General features: G+C 74.6%; 16 protein-coding genes. 5 read left to right on the top strand and 11 right to left on the bottom strand.

What is annotated here, in order from left to right; translation table 11 throughout:
- From DQ237_RS04965 to DQ237_RS04950, 4 genes are read right to left on the bottom strand one after another with little or no spacing between them, the layout of a single operon-like run.
- Entirely contained in the window at positions 1–624 is a 624-nt protein-coding gene (locus tag DQ237_RS04965; RefSeq protein WP_240619422.1) for an MOSC domain-containing protein, read from the bottom strand.
- Positions 558–1,679: an XdhC family protein gene (locus tag DQ237_RS04960; protein ID WP_113797780.1), complete on the bottom strand. Its 1,122-nt coding sequence runs from the start codon at positions 1,677–1,679 to the stop codon at positions 558–560. Before DQ237_RS04960 ends, DQ237_RS04965 begins: the two co-directional genes overlap by 67 nt.
- A gap of 14 nt (positions 1,680–1,693) precedes the next feature.
- Entirely contained in the window at positions 1,694–2,800 is a 1,107-nt protein-coding gene (locus tag DQ237_RS04955; RefSeq protein ID WP_240619421.1) for a VWA domain-containing protein, read from the bottom strand.
- Positions 2,793–3,680, bottom strand: a complete 888-nt coding sequence (locus DQ237_RS04950; RefSeq protein WP_240619420.1) for a MoxR family ATPase — start codon at positions 3,678–3,680, stop codon at positions 2,793–2,795. The genes DQ237_RS04955 and DQ237_RS04950 overlap by 8 nt, the downstream gene beginning before the upstream one ends.
- A 59-nt stretch (positions 3,681–3,739) precedes the next feature.
- Here DQ237_RS04950 and DQ237_RS04945 point away from each other — a divergent pair, with 59 nt between their 5' ends.
- Positions 3,740–5,026, top strand: coding sequence for a M18 family aminopeptidase (locus DQ237_RS04945; protein WP_113797777.1), 1,287 nt, complete (start codon positions 3,740–3,742; stop codon positions 5,024–5,026).
- Between the two features lie 82 nt (positions 5,027–5,108).
- On the opposite strand, the gene DQ237_RS04940 is transcribed toward DQ237_RS04945, so the two are convergent.
- Complete coding sequence (locus DQ237_RS04940; protein WP_113797775.1) at positions 5,109–5,924, bottom strand: DUF2382 domain-containing protein; 816 nt, start codon at positions 5,922–5,924, stop codon at positions 5,109–5,111.
- 346 nt (positions 5,925–6,270) lie between these two features.
- Here DQ237_RS04940 and DQ237_RS04935 point away from each other — a divergent pair, with 346 nt between their 5' ends.
- Complete coding sequence (locus tag DQ237_RS04935) at positions 6,271–7,080, top strand: DUF3097 domain-containing protein (protein WP_113797773.1); 810 nt, start codon at positions 6,271–6,273, stop codon at positions 7,078–7,080.
- Between the two features lie 103 nt (positions 7,081–7,183).
- Here DQ237_RS04935 and DQ237_RS04930 read toward each other — a convergent pair whose 3' ends face one another.
- From DQ237_RS04930 to DQ237_RS04910, 5 genes are all read right to left on the bottom strand, one after another.
- On the bottom strand, positions 7,184–9,856 hold the full coding sequence (locus DQ237_RS04930) for an ABC transporter permease (protein WP_113797771.1): 2,673 nt from the start codon (positions 9,854–9,856) through the stop codon (positions 7,184–7,186).
- Entirely contained in the window at positions 9,853–10,581 is a 729-nt protein-coding gene (locus DQ237_RS04925; protein ID WP_113797769.1) for an ABC transporter ATP-binding protein, read from the bottom strand. The genes DQ237_RS04930 and DQ237_RS04925 overlap by 4 nt, the downstream gene beginning before the upstream one ends.
- The gene (locus tag DQ237_RS04920) at positions 10,578–11,156 is read right to left on the bottom strand and encodes a PadR family transcriptional regulator (protein ID WP_113797767.1); all 579 of its coding nucleotides are present in this window, start codon (positions 11,154–11,156) and stop codon (positions 10,578–10,580) included. Before DQ237_RS04920 ends, DQ237_RS04925 begins: the two co-directional genes overlap by 4 nt.
- Positions 11,157–11,321: 165 nt before the next feature.
- Complete coding sequence (locus tag DQ237_RS04915) at positions 11,322–12,164, bottom strand: aldo/keto reductase (RefSeq protein ID WP_113797765.1); 843 nt, start codon at positions 12,162–12,164, stop codon at positions 11,322–11,324.
- A 73-nt stretch (positions 12,165–12,237) separates the two neighbouring features.
- On the bottom strand, positions 12,238–13,458 hold the full coding sequence (locus DQ237_RS04910; protein ID WP_240619419.1) for an MFS transporter: 1,221 nt from the start codon (positions 13,456–13,458) through the stop codon (positions 12,238–12,240).
- 156 nt (positions 13,459–13,614) lie between these two features.
- Here DQ237_RS04910 and moaA point away from each other — a divergent pair, with 156 nt between their 5' ends.
- From moaA to DQ237_RS04895, 3 genes are read left to right on the top strand one after another with little or no spacing between them, the layout of a single operon-like run.
- Positions 13,615–14,667 (top strand): GTP 3',8-cyclase MoaA, encoded by a 1,053-nt coding sequence (gene moaA / locus DQ237_RS04905; protein WP_166509501.1) that lies wholly within the window; start codon positions 13,615–13,617, stop codon positions 14,665–14,667.
- A gap of 1 nt (position 14,668) precedes the next feature.
- Complete coding sequence (locus DQ237_RS04900) at positions 14,669–14,911, top strand: MoaD/ThiS family protein (RefSeq protein WP_113797759.1); 243 nt, start codon at positions 14,669–14,671, stop codon at positions 14,909–14,911.
- A 21-nt stretch (positions 14,912–14,932) separates the two neighbouring features.
- Positions 14,933–15,118, top strand: a complete 186-nt coding sequence (locus DQ237_RS04895; protein WP_113797757.1) for a hypothetical protein — start codon at positions 14,933–14,935, stop codon at positions 15,116–15,118.
- Here the strand turns inward: DQ237_RS04895 and DQ237_RS04890 are convergent.
- On the bottom strand, positions 15,115–16,692 hold the full coding sequence (locus DQ237_RS04890) for a SpoIIE family protein phosphatase (RefSeq protein ID WP_240619418.1): 1,578 nt from the start codon (positions 16,690–16,692) through the stop codon (positions 15,115–15,117). The two genes, DQ237_RS04895 and DQ237_RS04890, sit on opposite strands and share 4 nt — an antisense overlap.
- Between the last annotated feature and the right edge of the window lie 113 nt (positions 16,693–16,805).

Genomic DNA, 16,805 nt, shown 5'->3' with positions numbered 1-16,805 from the left:
TCACCTCCGGTGCGCCGTGAGCGGGTGCACCGCTCCCGCCGACGCGGGGTCGAGCGCAACACTGCTGGTCAGGACGGCAGGGCCGAGACGGAGGACGCCGTCGGAGAGCGCGGCGCAGCGGATGCCCGCACGTCCGCGCAGCCCGCGGTGCGCCCCGGGCGCCAGCACCGCGTCCATCCAGGCGCAGGGGTTCGCCGGCCGGCCACCGCGCAGCAGGACCACCCCCTCCCCGCAGTCCAGGGCGAACTCCTGCCCGCGCAGCGCCTCGACCTCCGCCCCGCGCAGCACCACCGTGCGGCGGGCGAGGAGCGGGTCGAGCGGCCCGGTGCCCAGCTCGGCGGCGAGCGACTCGACGGACTCGGCCGCGAGCACGGTGACCTGGGCGTCCCGGTGCGCGGCCCGACCGGCGTAGCGGTCACCGACGACGCCGTGACCGGCGCGGACCTCCAGCCGCAGCCGCCGGTCGGCCTCCTGCTCCGGCACCTCTCCCCCGGGTCGGCCGGCGTACCGGTGCGCCGGCGAGGCGAGCAGCCCGACGATCTCGACCTCGTAGCGGTTCAGCGCTCCGCCGTCCGGTGGATCGGACCGCCGGTGCCGGCCAGCCGCTCCCCGCTGCCACCCCATCGCCCGGCGATGATCTCCGCGGCGATGGACACGGCGGTCTCCTCGGGTGTGCGCGCACCGAGGTCGAGCCCGATGGGCGACGCGAGCCGCCCGATCTCCTCCTCGCTCAGCCCGGCCCCGCGCAGCCGCTCCAGCCGCTCGTCGTGCGTCCGCCGCGAACCCATCGCGCCGACGTAGGCCACCGGCGCGCGCAGCGCGACCTCCAGCAGGGGGACGTCGAACTTCGGGTCGTGGGTGAGCACGCACAGCACCGTGCGGTCGTCGATCCGGCCGGCGTCCAGCTCGGCCCGCAGGTACCGGTGCGGCCACTCGACGACCACCTCGTGGGCCTCCGGGAAGCGCTTGGACGTCGCGAAGACCGGGCGGGCGTCGCAGACGGTGACCCGGTAGCCGAGGAAGGCGCCGACGCGGGCCACGGCGGCGGCGAAGTCGATCGCGCCGAAGACGACCATGCGGGCCGGCGGGGCGAAGGAGTTCACGAACAGCGTCAGGTCGTCGCCGCGGCGCTCCCCGTCGTGGCCGACGTGCAGCAGGGCGGTGCGGCCCGCGACCAGCATCCCGCGGGCGTCGTCGGTGACGGCGTCGTCCAACCGCTGGGAGCCCAGCGTTCCGGAGGCCCGGTCGGGCCAGAGGACCAGGCGGCGGCCCAGCCGGTCGGCCGGCCCGGCGACGACGGTGACGACGGCGACCGGCTCGTGCCGGCCCACCGACGCGGCGACCTCGCCGAGCTCGGGGAACGACTCCCGGGAGACCGGCTCCACGAAGACATCCAGGATGCCGCCGCAGGTCAGCCCCACCGCGAAGGCGTCGTCGTCGCTCACCCCGTAGCGCTCCAGCGTCGGGACGCCGGTGTCGACGACGTCCTGGGCCTCCGCGTAGACCGCCCCCTCGACGCAGCCGCCGGAGACGCTGCCGACTGCGCTGCCGTCCGGTCCGACGAGCATCGCGGCACCGGCCGGGCGCGGCGCGGACCGCCAGGTGCCGACGACCGTGCCCATGCCGACGGTCTCCCCCGCCTGCCACCAGCCCACGAGCTCGTCCAGGACGTCACGCATCGCAGCTCCTCCCCCTAGGCATGGGCGATCACCCGGGACAACTCCTCGAAGGCCGCCATGCTGTGCCCGGCCACGAAGTGGTCGACCGACGGCAGCGCCGCGCGCATGCCACCGGCGAGCGGCTCGTAGCCGACGCGTCCCTTGTGCGGGTTGACCCAGACGACGGCGTGCGCGAGCCGGCGCAGCCGGGCCATCTGCTCGCCGAGCAGCGCGGCGTCGCCCCGTTCCCAGCCGTCGCTGCACACGACGACCACGGCTCCCCGCGCGGTGCCGCGCTGGCCCCAGCGGTCGAGGAACGCCTTGAGCACCTCGCCGAGTCGCGTGCCCCCGGACCAGTCGGGGATCGCCCGCGCCCCGGCGGCCAACGCCTGCTCGGCGTCACGCCGGCGCAGCTCCCGGGTCAGCCGGGTGAGCCGCGTGCCCACGGTGAAGACCTCCGTCGTGGCGGGCCGTGCCCGCACGGCGGCGTGCGCGAACCGCAGCAGCGCGTCCGCGTAGGGGGCCATCGAGCCGGACACGTCGACCAGCAGCACCACCCGCCGCGGCCGCCGGCGGGTACGACGGCGCATCAGCCGGCTGACCTCGCCGCCGTCACGCAGCGCCCGGCGCACGGTCCGTGCCGGGTGCACGGCCCCGCGGGCGGCCGGGGTGCGCCGTCGGGCCGGGCGCAGCGGGGCGGCGGGCACCAGCAGCGCGAACAACCGCCGCAGGTGCTCCCGCTCGACCGCGGTGAGCGCGGCGACGTCGCGGTGGCGGAGGAGCTCGTCGGCGCTCGCGCGGGCGGCGAGGTCGAGGGCCTCCCCGTCGTCGCCCTCCCCCTCGCCGGCGTCCAGCGGGGCGTAGGCGGCGACGCGGGGGGGCACCGTCACGGTGGTCCGCACGACCCGCGGCCGCTCGCCGGAGAAGAACGCCGCGAACGCGGCGTCGTACCGGTCGAGGTCGTCGGGCCCGCCGCACAGCGTCAGCCGCCCGGCCCAGTAGACGTCCGTGGCGTCCAGGACCCGCAGGTGCGCCACCGCCGCCAGCATGGCCTCCACCCGGTCCGGCGAGGCCGGGACGCCCGCGTGCCGCAGCGTCCGCGCGAAGGCGAGCACCGTGTCCACCACGTCCCGCTCAGTCAACGGCCAGCACCCCCGCACCGAGCGCCTGCACCCGTTCGGTGTCCTCGCGGTACTTCAGCACCGCGCCCAGCGTGCGGGCGGCCAGCTCCGGATCCATGTCGCGGGCACCGAGGGTGTGCAGCGCCGTGGCCCAGTCCATCGCCTCCGCGATCCCGGGGGGCTTGAGCAGGTCGAGGGTGCGCAGCGTCGCGGTGGCCCGGGCGACCTGGCGGGCCAGCGACTCGGTGACCTCGGGCAGCCGACGGCGCAGGATCGCGACCTCGCGGTCGAAGTCGGGATGCTCCAGCCAGTGGTAGAGGCAGCGGCGCTTGAGCGCGTCGTGCACCTCGCGGGTGCGGTTGGACGTGAGGACGACCAGTGGCGGGGTCCGCGCCCGCACCGTTCCCAGCTCCGGGATCGAGATGGTGAAGTCCGACAGGATCTCCAGCAGGAAGGCCTCGAACTCGTCGTCGGCCCGGTCGACCTCGTCGATCAGCAGCACGCTGGGCGAGTCCTCGAGCGCCCGCAGCAGCGGACGGGCGAGCAGGAAGCGGCGGTCGTAGAGCGAGGCCTCCAGCGCGGCGGTGTCGGCGTTCGCGTGCGCCGCCTCGGCGGCGCGCAGGTGCAGCAGCTGGCGCCCGAAGTCCCAGTCGTAGAGCGCCTGGCTGGCCTCGAGCCCCTCGTAGCACTGCAGCCGGTGCAGCGGCCGGCCGGTGACCTGCGCCAGCGCGTGCGCCAGCGCCGTCTTGCCCACCCCGGCCTCGCCCTCCAGGAAGAGCGGCCGGTGCATGACGAGCGCCAGGTACGCGGCCGTGGCCAGCCCGTCGTCCGGGAGGTATCCGGTCGCCTCGAGCGCAGCGCCGAGCTCGGCGGGGCTCCCCGGGACCGTGGGCTCGCTCACACCGGGCAGCATCCCACCCGGGCGGGCGGCCCGGGACCCCCGCGGGAGACGATGGGCGCATGCCGACCGCCGACACCGACGCGCTCGCCCTCGGCGACGACCTGCGGGCCTTCGTCGATGCCTCCCCCTCGCCGTCGCACGCCGTGGCCGAGCTGGCCCGCCGGCTCACGGCCGCAGGCTTCACCGAACTCGCCGAGGCCGACGCGTGGTCACCGGCTCCCGGCGGCGAGCACTTCGTCGTCCGGCACGGCAGCCTGATCGCGTTCCGGGTGGGCGCGGGTTCGCCCGCGGAGACCGGGCTGCGGATCGTCGGCGCGCACACCGACTCCCCCACGTTCAAGGTGCGCCCGAACGGAGACGTCCGGCAGGCCGGCTACCGGCTGGTCGGCGTCGAGCCCTACGGCGGTGGCCTCTGGCACACCTGGCTGGACCGCGAGCTCACCGTCGCCGGCCGCCTGGCCCTGCGGGGCGGGGCGACGGCGCTGGTCCGGCTGCCCGGGGCGCCGCTGCGGCTCCCCTCGCTGGCGATCCACCTCGACCGGGGCGTGCGCGAAGGGCTGACCCTCGACCCCCAGCAGCACCTGGTGCCGGTGTGGGACCGCGACCTGGGCAGCGAGCCGGGGTTGGTCGAGGCGCTCGCGGCCGCGGCGGATGTCGCGGCGGGCGACGTCGTCGGGCACGACCTGGTCCTCGCCGACACCCAGCCCGCCGCCCGCACCGGCGCCGACGGCACCTGGGTCGCCGCGCCCCGCCTGGACAACCTGGGCTGCTGCCACTCCGGCCTGCACGCGCTCCTGGCCGCCCCGGCCGGCGAGCGCACCCAGGTGTTCGTGGCCAGCGACCACGAGGAGGTGGGCAGCGGCTCGATGTCCGGAGCGCGCGGCAGCTTCCTCGAGGACGTGCTCCGGCGGCTGGTCACCGCGCTCGACCCGGGCGACCCGCAGGCGGCGCCGCGTGCGCTCGCCCGGTCGGTACTGGTCTCGGCCGACATGGCGCACGCCGTCCACCCGACGCGGCCCGAGCGGCACGAGCCGGCGCACCGGCCGGTCCTGGGTGGCGGCCCCGTGCTCAAGGTGAACGCCAACCAGGCCTATGCCACCGACGCGACCAGCGGCGGCTGGTTCCGCGAGCGCTGCGACGAGGCGGGTGTGCCGCTGCAGGCCTTCGTCACCCGCGCCGACCTGCCCTGCGGGAGCACGATCGGCCCGCTGACGGCCACCCGGCTGGGGATCACGACGGTCGACGTCGGCGCTCCGATGCTGGCCATGCACTCCTGCCGGGAGCTGGCCTCGGCGCTCGACGTCCCGCTCGTGGTCGGCGCGCTCACGGCCTGCTTCGCGGACTGAGAGCAGCGACGACGACGGGCGGCCCGTCGAGGAAGTCCTCGACGGGCCGCCGTTCGTCACTCCCCGCGTGAGCGGGGGTCGGTCAGATGCGCCGGTCGTCGTCCGCGGCGCCCTCGATCTCGACCTCTTCCTTGCGGAGGGTCTCGTTCACCTGGGCCTCCTCGGTGACCGTCTGCTTGTCGAGGCGGATGCGCTCGACCGGCACGGCCTCCTTCTCGACCACGGGACGCTCGGCGTGCAGCGTGACCTCGTGCTCCTCCTCGGAGATGGCCGGCCCGTCCATCGCGTTGCCGATGTTGGCGTCGGTGATGGGCTCGCGCTCGAGGCGGACCTCCTCACGCGTCACCGGGACGGTCTCGGTCACGTTCTCGCTGACCACGTACTTGCGCAGACGGGCGCGGCCGACCTCCTCGGAGCGGGTGCCGACGTGCAGCTGCTCCTCCGAGCGGGTCATGGCGTTGTCCGTCGTCGGGCCGGAGGTGTCGTGCCCGACGGTGCCGTGGGTGTTGGTGGTGTCGGTCGTCCCGGTCTGCATGCCGGCCATGCCGGTGGTCTCGGTCTGGGTCGTGCGGGTGGTGTCGGTGGTCCCGCCCAGGCCGTAGTACCGGTAGAGCTCCTGCTCCTCCTGCGGCGAGAGGTGCCCGTCGGTGTCGATCTTGGGGGCGTCCTTCACGCGGGCCTTGCTCACCGGTACGCGGACGCCGTCGTTGGTCAGGTCGGCGTCACGGATGGGGACGAAGGACTCCTTGGTGCCGAACAGGCCGGTGCGCACCGTGACCCACTCCGGCTGGCCCGTCTCGTCGTCCAGGTAGACCTCGGACGCGGAGCCGATCTTCTCACCGGCCTCGTCGTAGACGTCCTGGCCGATCACGCGGCTGATGGTGTCGGTGCCGATCATTCGGTATCGCTCCATTCTGAGCTGGGATGAATCCGTCACACGTCTGGGTGACCGGGAAGATCGCCGCGAAACGAACCGGTCGGGGGCGAATGTCCCGCTGAATGCCGTGACTCGTCGTAACGGTCATCGTCACACTCGGAGATGATCTTCCGATCCGGCCATCGGTGCAGGTCACGGGGGAGTGGATGGTGCGCGACCGGATCGCCCGTTGGGTGCGGAAACCGTCGTACATGCGGTGACGTTCCGTAGTTCCGCTCGACGCGGGCGAGTCGCGTCACGGATCGGTCCCGTCCATCGTTCGGCGCGTCGCCTCTCCCAGGCCGGACCCCCGTCGCAGCATGGACAGGTGCCTCCCCGTTCGCCGTACGACAACCTCGTCCACCCCCGCACCGTGAAGAAGCCGGTGCCCCAGGTCGAGGCCGAGAAGGACCTCGTCGTCGAGGACCCGAGCTCGGGCTTCGTCGGGGCCGTGGTCCGGTGCGAGAAGGACGTCGTCCACCTCGAGGACCGCTTCGGCAAGGTCCGCGGCTACCCGCTGGGCCCCGGCTTCTGGGTCGACGGGCGGCCGGTCGTGCTGGTGCGCCCCAAGCACGCGGTCGCCTCGGCACCCACGCGCAGCGCCTCGGGCTCCACGTACGTCGCCAACGCCCGGGCCCGGGTCGCGCGCGAGGGGCGCATCTACGTCGAGGGCAAGCACGACGCCGAGCTCGTGGAGAAGGTATGGGGGCACGACCTGCGCATCGAGGGCGTCGTCGTGGAGCCGCTGCACGGCGTCGACGACCTGCCGGCGATCGTGCGCGACTTCCGGCCGGCCTCGGGACGGCGCCTCGGCGTGCTGGTCGACCACCTGGTGAAGGGGTCCAAGGAGTCGCGGATCGCCGACCAGATCACCGGCGAGCACGCGCTGGTCGTCGGCCACCCGTTCATCGACATCTGGCAGGCGGTCAAGCCCTCGGTCGTCGGCATCAAGGCCTGGCCCACCGTGCCCAAGGGCGAGGACTGGAAGACCGGCGTCTGCAAGCGGCTGGGCTGGGAGGACGACACCGGCTACGTGTGGGCGCAGCGCATCCTGGCGCGGGTGCGCACCTGGACCGACCTGGAGCCCACGCTCATCGGCCGGGTCGAGGAGCTCATCGACTTCGTGACCACCGACTGACGCCTCCCCTGATGATCAGGTCACCTGATCGTCATGGGTCCTCCCTCACGGTCGACGGTGAGGGAGGACCCAGAACGGTGAGGGAGGACGGCGCCGGCGCGCCTCAGGCGCCGATCCGGCGGACCATCGGCAGCCGGGACTGCACGAACAGCCCGGTGACGACGACGGCGAGCAGCGGCACCGCGATCGCGACCGCGCCGAGCAGCTCCCACGGGATCACCACGGCCGCCCCGGTGGCCGAGCCGTAGTCCTCGGCGGTCAGCGGGTAGGCGACCGCGATCCCCGGCGCGAGGCCCACCAGCACGCCGAGGGCCGCGCCGAGCCCGCCGATGACCGCGGCCGAGCTCATCGCCACGAACCTCCGGGTGCGCGGCGCGGCCCCCACCGCGGCCAGCGTGGCGAAGTCCGGCCGGGCATCGGTGAGCGCCAGCCCGGTGGCGGTGAGCGTGGCGATCAGCACCAGCGCCCCGCCGACCAGCACCAGGAGCAGTCGCGCCAGCGCCTGGTCGTCCTGCCATCCGCGCTCGACCGTGATGCCGTCCTCCCCGCTCAGCCCGGCGAGCGACAGGGCCTCGTCGATGCGCCGCTCCTCCGCCGTCGTCACCGGGGTGTCCGGTCCGCCGACCACCACGGAGGTGGTCTCGACCGGGAGTGGCAAGCCACCGGCCAGTGCGGGAGGGACCACCGGCCTGGCCGCCACCTGCACCGGCCCGGAGGTCGGGCGCGGCAGCTCCACCTCGACCGCCGGCAACTGCACCGTGCCCGCCACCGCCGGAACGCCTCCGGCGCCGTACTCCAGCCCGACGACGGTCACGGCCCCCGCGTCGCCGACCGCGCCGGCGCCGAGGACGGCGGCCCGCCCGGAGTCGAGCGCTTCCACGACACCGGGCGGCACCAGGTCATCGCCCAGGACCCGGAGGTCGGCCGGGTCGGCCACCACCAGCTCGCCGTGCCGGGCCAGCACGTTCCCCGGGTACCAGCGGCAGTTGACGACGTCGCCGGTGCAGCCCTCCGCGAGGACGGCGAACTCGTCCTGGTTCCCGGTGGGGGTCCAGGCATTGCCGCGGAGGCGTGCCATCGGGCGATCCGGCACCTCCCGCTCCAGCAGGGCGACGACGGAGTTCCACTCGCTCTCGGTCATGCCGGCCCCGGTGCCGCCCACCTGGCCCGCCCCGATCGGGACCGACGGCAGGTAGTCGCGCTCGGACCGGGCGCTGTCGCTCGAGCTGCCGATCGCCATCGCGGTCATCCCGGCGACGGTGGCGACCACCGCCGCGAGTGCGGGCGCCGTCCGGCTGCGGTTGCGGGTGGCGTCCCGGACCGCGAGGCGGGGCGCCGTCGGCAGTCTCTCGGCCAGCGGGGCGAGCAGCCCCACCAGCCAGGGCGATGCCGCGACCACACCCAGGATGAGCAGGACCGCGCCGCCGGCGACGGCGAGCTCCGTGCCCCGGGCGCCCAGGACGACCAGCGCCAGTCCGGCGCCCGCCACCACCAGCCCCAGGACCGGCGAGCGCCACGAGGTACGCAGCTGACCGCGCCGTCCGGCGAGGGCGTCGACGATGTCGGTGCGAGCGGCCTGGCGCGCGGGGAACCACGAGGCGGCCAGACCGGCCACGACCCCGACGGCGACGACGCCGAGGATGTGCGCGACCGGCACGTCGAACGGGCCGAACACGATGTCGGACCGGCTCTCGACCAGCGGGACGGCGGCGGCTGCGGCGCCGACGCCCAGCACGGCACCGAGCACGGCCGCACCACCACCGAGCACGATCCCGTTGCCCAGGACCACGCGGCGCAGGTCGCCGGCGGAGCCCCCGGCCACGGCGATGAGCGCGAGGTCCCGGCGCTGCCGACGCACGCCGACGGCGAACGCCGGCCCGGCGAGCAGCACCACCTCCAGCACCAGCGACGCGACGACCAGGGCCAGCACGGCCACGACGGCCGGCTCGAGGCCCTCCTCCCAGGGCTCGTGCCCCGGCGGGAGCCACTCCGCCTGCCCGGGGGGATCGACGACGACCTCCCGCGACAGCGCGATCAGCCCCTGCTCGTTCAGCTCCTGCACCGCCGGCCAGTCCAAACCCCCGGGCACGGTCGCGAGGAACCGGTCCCGGTTGTTGTAGAGCAGGTCGGCGTCACCCGGCGGGAGCACGAGGAAGGGAGCCCCGACCGGCTTGGACTGGACCACCCCCACGATCCGGGCCGGTACCTCGTCGCGGGTGAGGGCGAGGTCCTCCCCCACCTCGTACCCGCGCCGACCGACGTCGCGGCTGATCGCCACCTCGCCGTCCCCGGTCGGCAACCGGCCCTCGACCACCTCGAACCGCCCGTCCAGCATCGGGTCCTCGGAGTCCTCGGCGAAGCCCCTGACGTCCGCGTAGCCGGCGTCGCTGCGGTAGCCGAGCCGGCCCTCCTCGATCCGCACCACGCGGGAGCCCTCGGGCAGCGCCGCCTCGACCTCGCGGAGGGACCACGACTCGCCGGTGCTCGGCGACGACAACCCCTGCGTCGGGCTCTCGTACAGCTCCCCGTCGACCGGGTCGGGGTAGACCCGCTCGCGCCCGGCACCCCAGAGCCGGACGTCGGCCTGCCCCATGTCCGACGACAGCGCCTCGGCGTCGGTGACGTCGGCGGTCCGGTAGAGCGTGTCCCCGCCGGAGATCGCCGCCACCGGCAGCCCCACCATGGCGACGACCAGCAGGGTGCGGCCCTTGTGCCGCAGCGCGTCGCGGCGGGCGATGCGCAGGGCCGGTCGCCATCGGGGCAGCGCACCGCTCACCCCGCGCCGCCGGCGGGCAGCAGGGACTCGGCCGCCAGCGCGGGCCCGCTCTGGTCGACGACGACGCCGTCTCGCAGGAACACCACGCGGTCGGCCCACGCGGCGTGCCGGGCCTCGTGGGTGACGAGCACTCCAGCGGCGCCCGCCTCGCAGCGCGCACGGAGCACCCGCAGCACCTCCTCGCCGGTCTGCGAGTCCAGGGCGCCGGTCGGCTCGTCGGCGAGCAGCAGCCGGCGCGGACCGACCAGCGCGCGGGCGATGGCCACCCGTTGCTGCTGGCCACCGGACATGTCGTCGGGGAACCGGCCCGCCAGCGCGCCGACGCCCACCTCGTCCAGGGCTGCCCGGGCCGCGCGCCGAGCCATGCCGCCACGGACGCCGTCCAGCTCCAGCGGGAGGGCAACGTTCTCGACCGCCGAGAGCGAGGGCAGCAGGTTCAGGTCCTGGAAGACGTAGCCGACGCTGCGCCGCCGGACCGCGGCGACCTGCGTGGCGCTGAGGGTCGCCAGGTCCCGGTCCTCCACGAGGACGCGCCCGGACGTGGGTGTGTCGAGGCCACCCGCGATGTGCAGCAGCGTGGACTTGCCCGAGCCCGAGGGGCCCATGACCGCCACGAGCTCGCCGGCGTGCACGGCGAGGTCGATCCCGCGCAGGGCGTGCACGACGGTGTCGCCCTGGCGGTGCTCGCGAGTGACGTCGGACAGGAGGAGGACCGGGGCGCTCATCGCCGGGACGCCTGGTCGGTCGCGGGAGCGGCGACGCTGTTCTGCGGGCGGCGCGCGGCTGCGCGGGCGACCCGCGCCTCGCAGTGGTCCAGCCAGCGGATCTCGGCCTCCGCGCGGAACAGGAGCGAGTCGAGGACCAGTGACCAGGCGAGGTCCGCCTCGGCGTCGGTGGCCCGGGACTTCAGCCGGGTCAGCTCCTGCAGCCCGGACATCGTGGCGGTGCGCTGCAGCTGCACCACGCGCAGCACGTCGACTCCGGGCGTGGTCACCGCCAGGGCCAGCTTGATGGCCAGCTCGTCGCGAGGGGCCGCCTTCGCGCTGACCGGAGTGCCGAACCAGCCGCGCAGCTCCGCCTGACCGACGTCGGTGATCCGGTAGGCGATGCGACCGTCGGCGTCCGGGTCGCCGTCCTGGAGGACGAGGCCGTCGCGCTCGAGCCGGTCGAGGGTCGAGTAGACCTGCCCGACGTTCAGCGGCCAGGTCTCCCCGGTCGCGGCGTCGAACTCGGCGCGCAACTGGTAGCCGTGGCGGGGACCGCGCTCCAGGAGCGCCAGGAGACCGTGTCGGATGGACATGGATACGGAGTATGCATACGCCGTATCCATGCGTCGAGACCTTCCGGTTCCGACACGCGGTCAGCTCCCTGATGATCAGGTGACCTGATCGTCATGGGTCCTCCCTCACGGTCGACGGTGAGGGAGGACCCAGAACGGTGAGGGAGGACGGCGCCGGGGCGCGGCTCAGCCGGGGATGTAGTTGAACGTGTCCGGGTCGGGGCCGGTCCGCTCCCCGCGGTCGAGCCCGGTGAGCGTGGCCAGGTCGCCGGTCTCCAGCTCGAAGTCGAACAGCGCGAAGTTCTCCGCCATCCGCTCGCGGGAGGAGGACTTCGGGAAGACGACGTCGCCCCGCTCGATGTGCCAGCGCAGCACGATCTGCGCGGGCGTCCGGCCCAACCGCTCGGCGATCGCGACGATGGCCGGGTCGTCGAGCACCTTCCCCTGGGCGATCGGCGACCACGCCTCGGTCACGATCTCGTGCTCGGCGTTGAAGGCGCGCAGCTCGTCCTGGGCGAGGAACGGGTGCACCTCGATCTGGTTCACCGCCGGCTTGATCTCGGTCTCCTCGAACAGCCGGCGCAGGTGGTGGGCCTGGAAGTTGGAGACGCCGATGGCCTTGACCCGGCCGGAGGCGTAGACCTCCTCCAGCGCCTTCCAGGTCTCGACGTAGTCCACGTCGATCCCCGGCAGCGGCCAGTGGATGAGGAACAGGTCGAGGTAGTCGAAGCCCAGGTCGGCGAGGGTCGTGTCGAAGGCGCGCAGCGCGTCGTCGCGGCGGTGGTAGCCGTTGTTCAGCTTGCTGGTCACGAAGATCTCGCCACGGTCGATGCCCGAGCGCGCGACGGCCTCGCCGACGCCCTTCTCGTTGCCGTACATCTCCGCGGTGTCGATGTGCCGGTAGCCCACCTCGAGCGCGGTCGCCACGGCATCGGCCGTCTTCTCGGGCGGGACCTGGTAGACGCCGAAGCCCAGCTGCGGGATCTGCACGCCGTTGTTCAGGTCGATGGAGGGCACTGCTGAAGCCACAGGGCTGATCCTTCCGTTCGGGGGAGGTCGCGGGCCGCACGAATCGGTCGTGCGCGATCGACCTTCCGTCCGGCTACCCGGTGGTGCGGTCCTCAACCAATTCCGGGCCGACGGCCCGGTCCCTGATGAGCGCGGACCCGCCGACCGCGAGCACCGCGGCCAGCGCGGCCGCGCCGGCCGGGACGGCGAAGGCGGCCTCCGCCCCCCACGCGTCCACCGCGGCCCCGGAGAGGGCCGACCCGGCGGTGACGCCGAGGGTCAGGCCGGTGATCGTCCAGGCCAGCGACTCGGTGAGGACCCCGGGCGCGACCCGCGACTCGACCAGCGAGGTGCCCGAGACCAGCACCGGTGCGATGGCGAGCCCGGCCAGGAAGCCGCAGCCGATGAGCACCGGCAGCGAGCCCACGGCCCACAGCGCCTGCGCGGCCAGACCGAAGAAGACGGCGGTCCCGACGAAGCGCGCCGCCAGCGTTCCGGGCAGCTTCGCCAGGCCGTACACCAGCCCCGCCACCAGGCTGCCCAGGGCGAAGACGGCGATCGCTGCCCCGGACAGTGCCTGGGCGCCCTCCTCCTCCGCGAACCCGACGACGACGACGTCGATGGCGCCGAACACCGTGCCGACCGCCAGGTAGGTGACGACGACGACCAGCAGCGTCGGGGTGAGCACCGACCGCCACCGCGCCGGGGCACCCGGCTCCGCCGCGTGCAGCGGCGGCTCGGTGGCGTGCTGGGCGGCCAGCCAGAACCCGCCGACCACGCCGAAGGCGATGCCGGTGAGGAAGCCGACCGGCGGGGCGATCAACGTCGCCAGCAGCGTGACCAGCGGCGGCCCGAGCACGAAGACGACCTCGTCGGCGACCGCCTCGAACGCGAACGCCGTCTGCCGGCCGTCGGGGTCGAGCAGCGCCGACCACCGCGCCCGCACCATCGAACCGATGTTCGGGCCGCTGGCGCCCGTGGCCGCGGCGAGCAGGAACCAGCTCCACCGTGGGGCGTCCGCGACGACGGCGGCCACGAACGCGATGCCGGTCACCAGCGTCGCGACGAGTGCCAGCCGCAGGACTGGCCCCTGCCCGCGCCGGTCCATGACCCGCGCCCAGACCGGGCCGGCCACCGCGTAGGAGAGCGCCAGGGTTCCGGACACCGCACCGGCGACCCCGTAGCTGCCCGTCTCCGCCTCCACGAGGAGGACCGCACCGAGCCCGAGCATGGGCGCCGGGAACCGGCCGATCCAGCCCGCCAGGGAGAACGACGCCGCGCCCGGTACGGCGAACAGGCGGAGGTAGGGACCCAAGAGGGTGCGGGGTGACACGGATTCGTCTCGCGCTTCCTGGCCACGGGCGAGTGCGGGTGATTCGTCCGCCGGTCTCTCGGGTGGCCTGCCGAGCCTAGCGGCGGCCCCCGGGCGGACTCCGGCGCATCCCGGCCGCCACGCGGCTACATTCGGGCCGTGACCAGCAGCCCGCTCCCCGACCCACGGGTGCGCCGCGCCGAGGCCCCCGCCCCGGGCAGCGGCGGGCTGGTCGACCGCTACGGCCGGGTCGCCACCGACCTCCGGGTCTCGCTGACCGACCGCTGCAACCTGCGCTGCACGTACTGCATGCCACCCGAGGGGCTGCAGTGGCTGCCCAAGGTCGAGGTGCTGACCGACGACGAGATCGCCCGGCTGGTGCGCATCGGGGTGGAGCACCTGGGCATCCGCGAGGTCCGCTTCACCGGCGGCGAGCCGCTGCTCCGGCCCGGGCTGGTGGGCATCGTCGCCGCCACGACCGCGCTGCGCCCCCGGCCCGAGGTCAGCCTGACCACCAACGCGATCGGGCTCGCCCGCGTCGCCCCCGCGCTCGCCGAGGCGGGGCTGGACCGCATCAACGTCAGCCTCGACACCCTCGACCGCGACCGGTTCCAGCAGCTCACCCACCGCGACCGGCTCGACGACGTCCTCGCCGGCCTGGCCGCCGCCCAGCGAGCCGGGCTCACCCCGGTCAAGGTGAACGCCGTCCTCATGCGGGGCATGAACGAGGAGGACGCCGTCCCGCTGCTCGACTTCTGCCTGGAGCACGGGTACCAGCTGCGCTTCATCGAGCAGATGCCGCTGGACGCCCACCACGCCTGGACCCGCGGCGAGATGGTGACCGCCGAGGACATCCTGGCGCGGCTCTCGGCGGCGCACACGCTCACGCCCGACACCGAGGCCCGCGGTTCCGCACCGGCCGAGCGCTGGCTGGTCGACGGCGGACCGGCGACGGTCGGCGTCATCGCGTCCGTGACGCGCTCCTTCTGCGGCGCCTGCGACCGCACCCGGCTCACCGCCGACGGGCAGATCCGCAACTGCCTGTTCGCCCGCGAGGAGTCCGACCTGCGCACCGCGATGCGGGAGGGCGCGACCGACCAGGAGCTGGCCGACCGCTGGCGGATCGCCACCCTCGGCAAGCTGCCCGGGCACGGGATCGACGACCCGAGCTTCCTGCAGCCGTCGCGCCCGATGTCGGCGATCGGCGGCTGAGGTGAGCGTCACCGTGCGGTACTTCGCCGGCGCCCGCGCCGCCGTCGGCGTCGACACCGAGGCGCGGGAGGCGGCCAGCCTCGACCAGCTGGTCGGGCAGATCGTGGCCGACCACGGCGAGCGGCTGGAACGGGTGCTGACCGCCTGCTCGTTCCTGATCGACGGCACCACGACCCGCGACCGGGCGACGCCGCTGTCACCGGGTTCGGTGGTCGACGTGCTCCCGCCCTTTGCCGGTGGCTGAGCGGGCGGCCAGGATGGGCGCATGAGCATCTTCGAGAAGGCCAAGGCCAAGGCCGAGGAGCTGCTGGGTCGCGCCGAGGAGCTCTACGGCGAGTCCCACGGCGACGCCGCGGCCACGGTGGCCGGCGAGGCGCACGTGCTGGAGGCGGAGGCCGAGGAGGAGCGCGAGCGGCGCTCCGGGGGCGACGAGGCCCCGGCCGCCAGCTAGCCCGCGGCCAGCCGGATCGCGACGACGGCGACGTCGTCCTCCGGACGCCCGCTCACCAGCCGGTCGATGACCTCGTCGCAGAGATCGGCCAGCGGCAGGGCCGCCAGCTCGGCGACGGCGGCGGTCAGCTGCGCCATGCCGGCGTCCAGGTCGCTGTCCCGCCGCTCGATCAGCCCGTCGGTGACCAGCAGCACGGTGCTCCCGGGGACCAGGTCCAGCACCGACTCAGTCCGGGGGGCGTCCGTTCCGGACCCGAGCAACCGCTCGCCCTGCCAGCTCCCGGCCTGCACCACCTCGCCCGAGGGCTGCACCACGAGCGGTGGCAGGTGCCCGGCGTTCGACCACCGCATCCGCGTGCCGCCGTCCTCGCAGCGCTCGAAGCGGGCCACCGCCGCCGTGGCGTAGGTGCCCACCTCCAGCTGGGTCATCGCGGCGTCGACGCCGCGCAGCACCTCGGCCGGCCCGGCGTCGCTGTAGGCCGCGATGCCGCGCAGCAGCGACCGGATCTGCCCCATGGCCGCGGCGGCCTCGGTGTCGTGCCCGACGACGTCGCCGATGACCAGCACCGTCGCCCCGCACGGCTGCCGGAAGGAGTCGTGCCAGTCGCCGCCGACCCGCGCCGCCTCGGCGGCCGGGGTGTAGCGGACCACGACCTCGGCGTCGTCCGGCTCGACCGGGGCGCTGAGCAGCCGGCGCTGCAGACCCTCGGCCAGCTGCTTGTGCTGGTCGAACAGCCACGCGTTGTGCAGGGCGAGGCCCACCCGGTCGGCGACCTCCCGGGCGGTGAGGAGGTCCTCCTCCGACGGGATGCGCCCGCTCTGCGCGAGCAGGGTGAGCGCACCGACCACCCGCGCGTTGCCGAGGAGCGGGATGGTCGCGACCGACGGCGGCCCGAGCCGGCGGAAGATCTCGCGGGCCGCCGGGTCGGTGAGCGCCCCCAGGGTCTCCTCGCCCGAGGACACGACGGTCTCGCCCAGCAGCGAGCGGAGCACCGGAGCCTTCGCCGGCAGGGCGGCGAGCCGGCGTTCGGCGTAGCCGGCGAGCAGGTCGCGCCGGTCGGGGTCCACGTGCCAGCTGCCGGCGTCCCGCGGTCGCCCGCTGTCGTCGATCACCGTGAGCAGGCATCCGTCGCCCAGCTCCGGGGTGAGCAGTCTCGGGATGCGACGGATGGCGTCGGCGACGTCGAGGGTCCCGGTGATCTGGGCCCCGACGCGCGCGAGCATCGCGAGCCGGTTCTGGGCGGTGCGGCGGGCGGTGGTGTCGGTGAAGTAGAGGGCGAGACCGGTCTCCACCGCCACGGCGTGCGCCTCGAACCACGCGTTGAGCGGCTCGGGGTAGAACGCCTCGACCCGCTGCGGCCGCCCGGTCTCCATCACCTCGCGGTAGATGCGGCCGAACTCGTTGTCGAGGTTGTCGGGGAACGTCTCCCAGAAGTCGGCGCCGACCAGGTCCGCGCGCACCTTGCCGAGGACCGCCTCCCCCGAGGGGTTGACGTGCGTGATCCGCCAGGAACGGTCGATGGCCATGAAGCCGACGGGCATCGCCTGGAGGAGGGGGTCGAGGGGGAGTGGCACCGCCGGGCTCCCCTTCCTGCCGTCCGCGGGCGCGGCGGTCCAGCCCCTCGCCGGGAGCGCTGGAAGCCTACGTCACACGCGTTGCCGGGGACCGTGACGACGCCGTGCGAGCG

The sequence above is a fragment of the Blastococcus sp. TF02-8 genome (assembly GCF_003319175.1).
In the GTDB taxonomy this organism is placed as follows: domain Bacteria; phylum Actinomycetota; class Actinomycetes; order Mycobacteriales; family Geodermatophilaceae; genus Blastococcus.
This window is presented reverse-complemented; position numbering and strand designations above follow the sequence as displayed.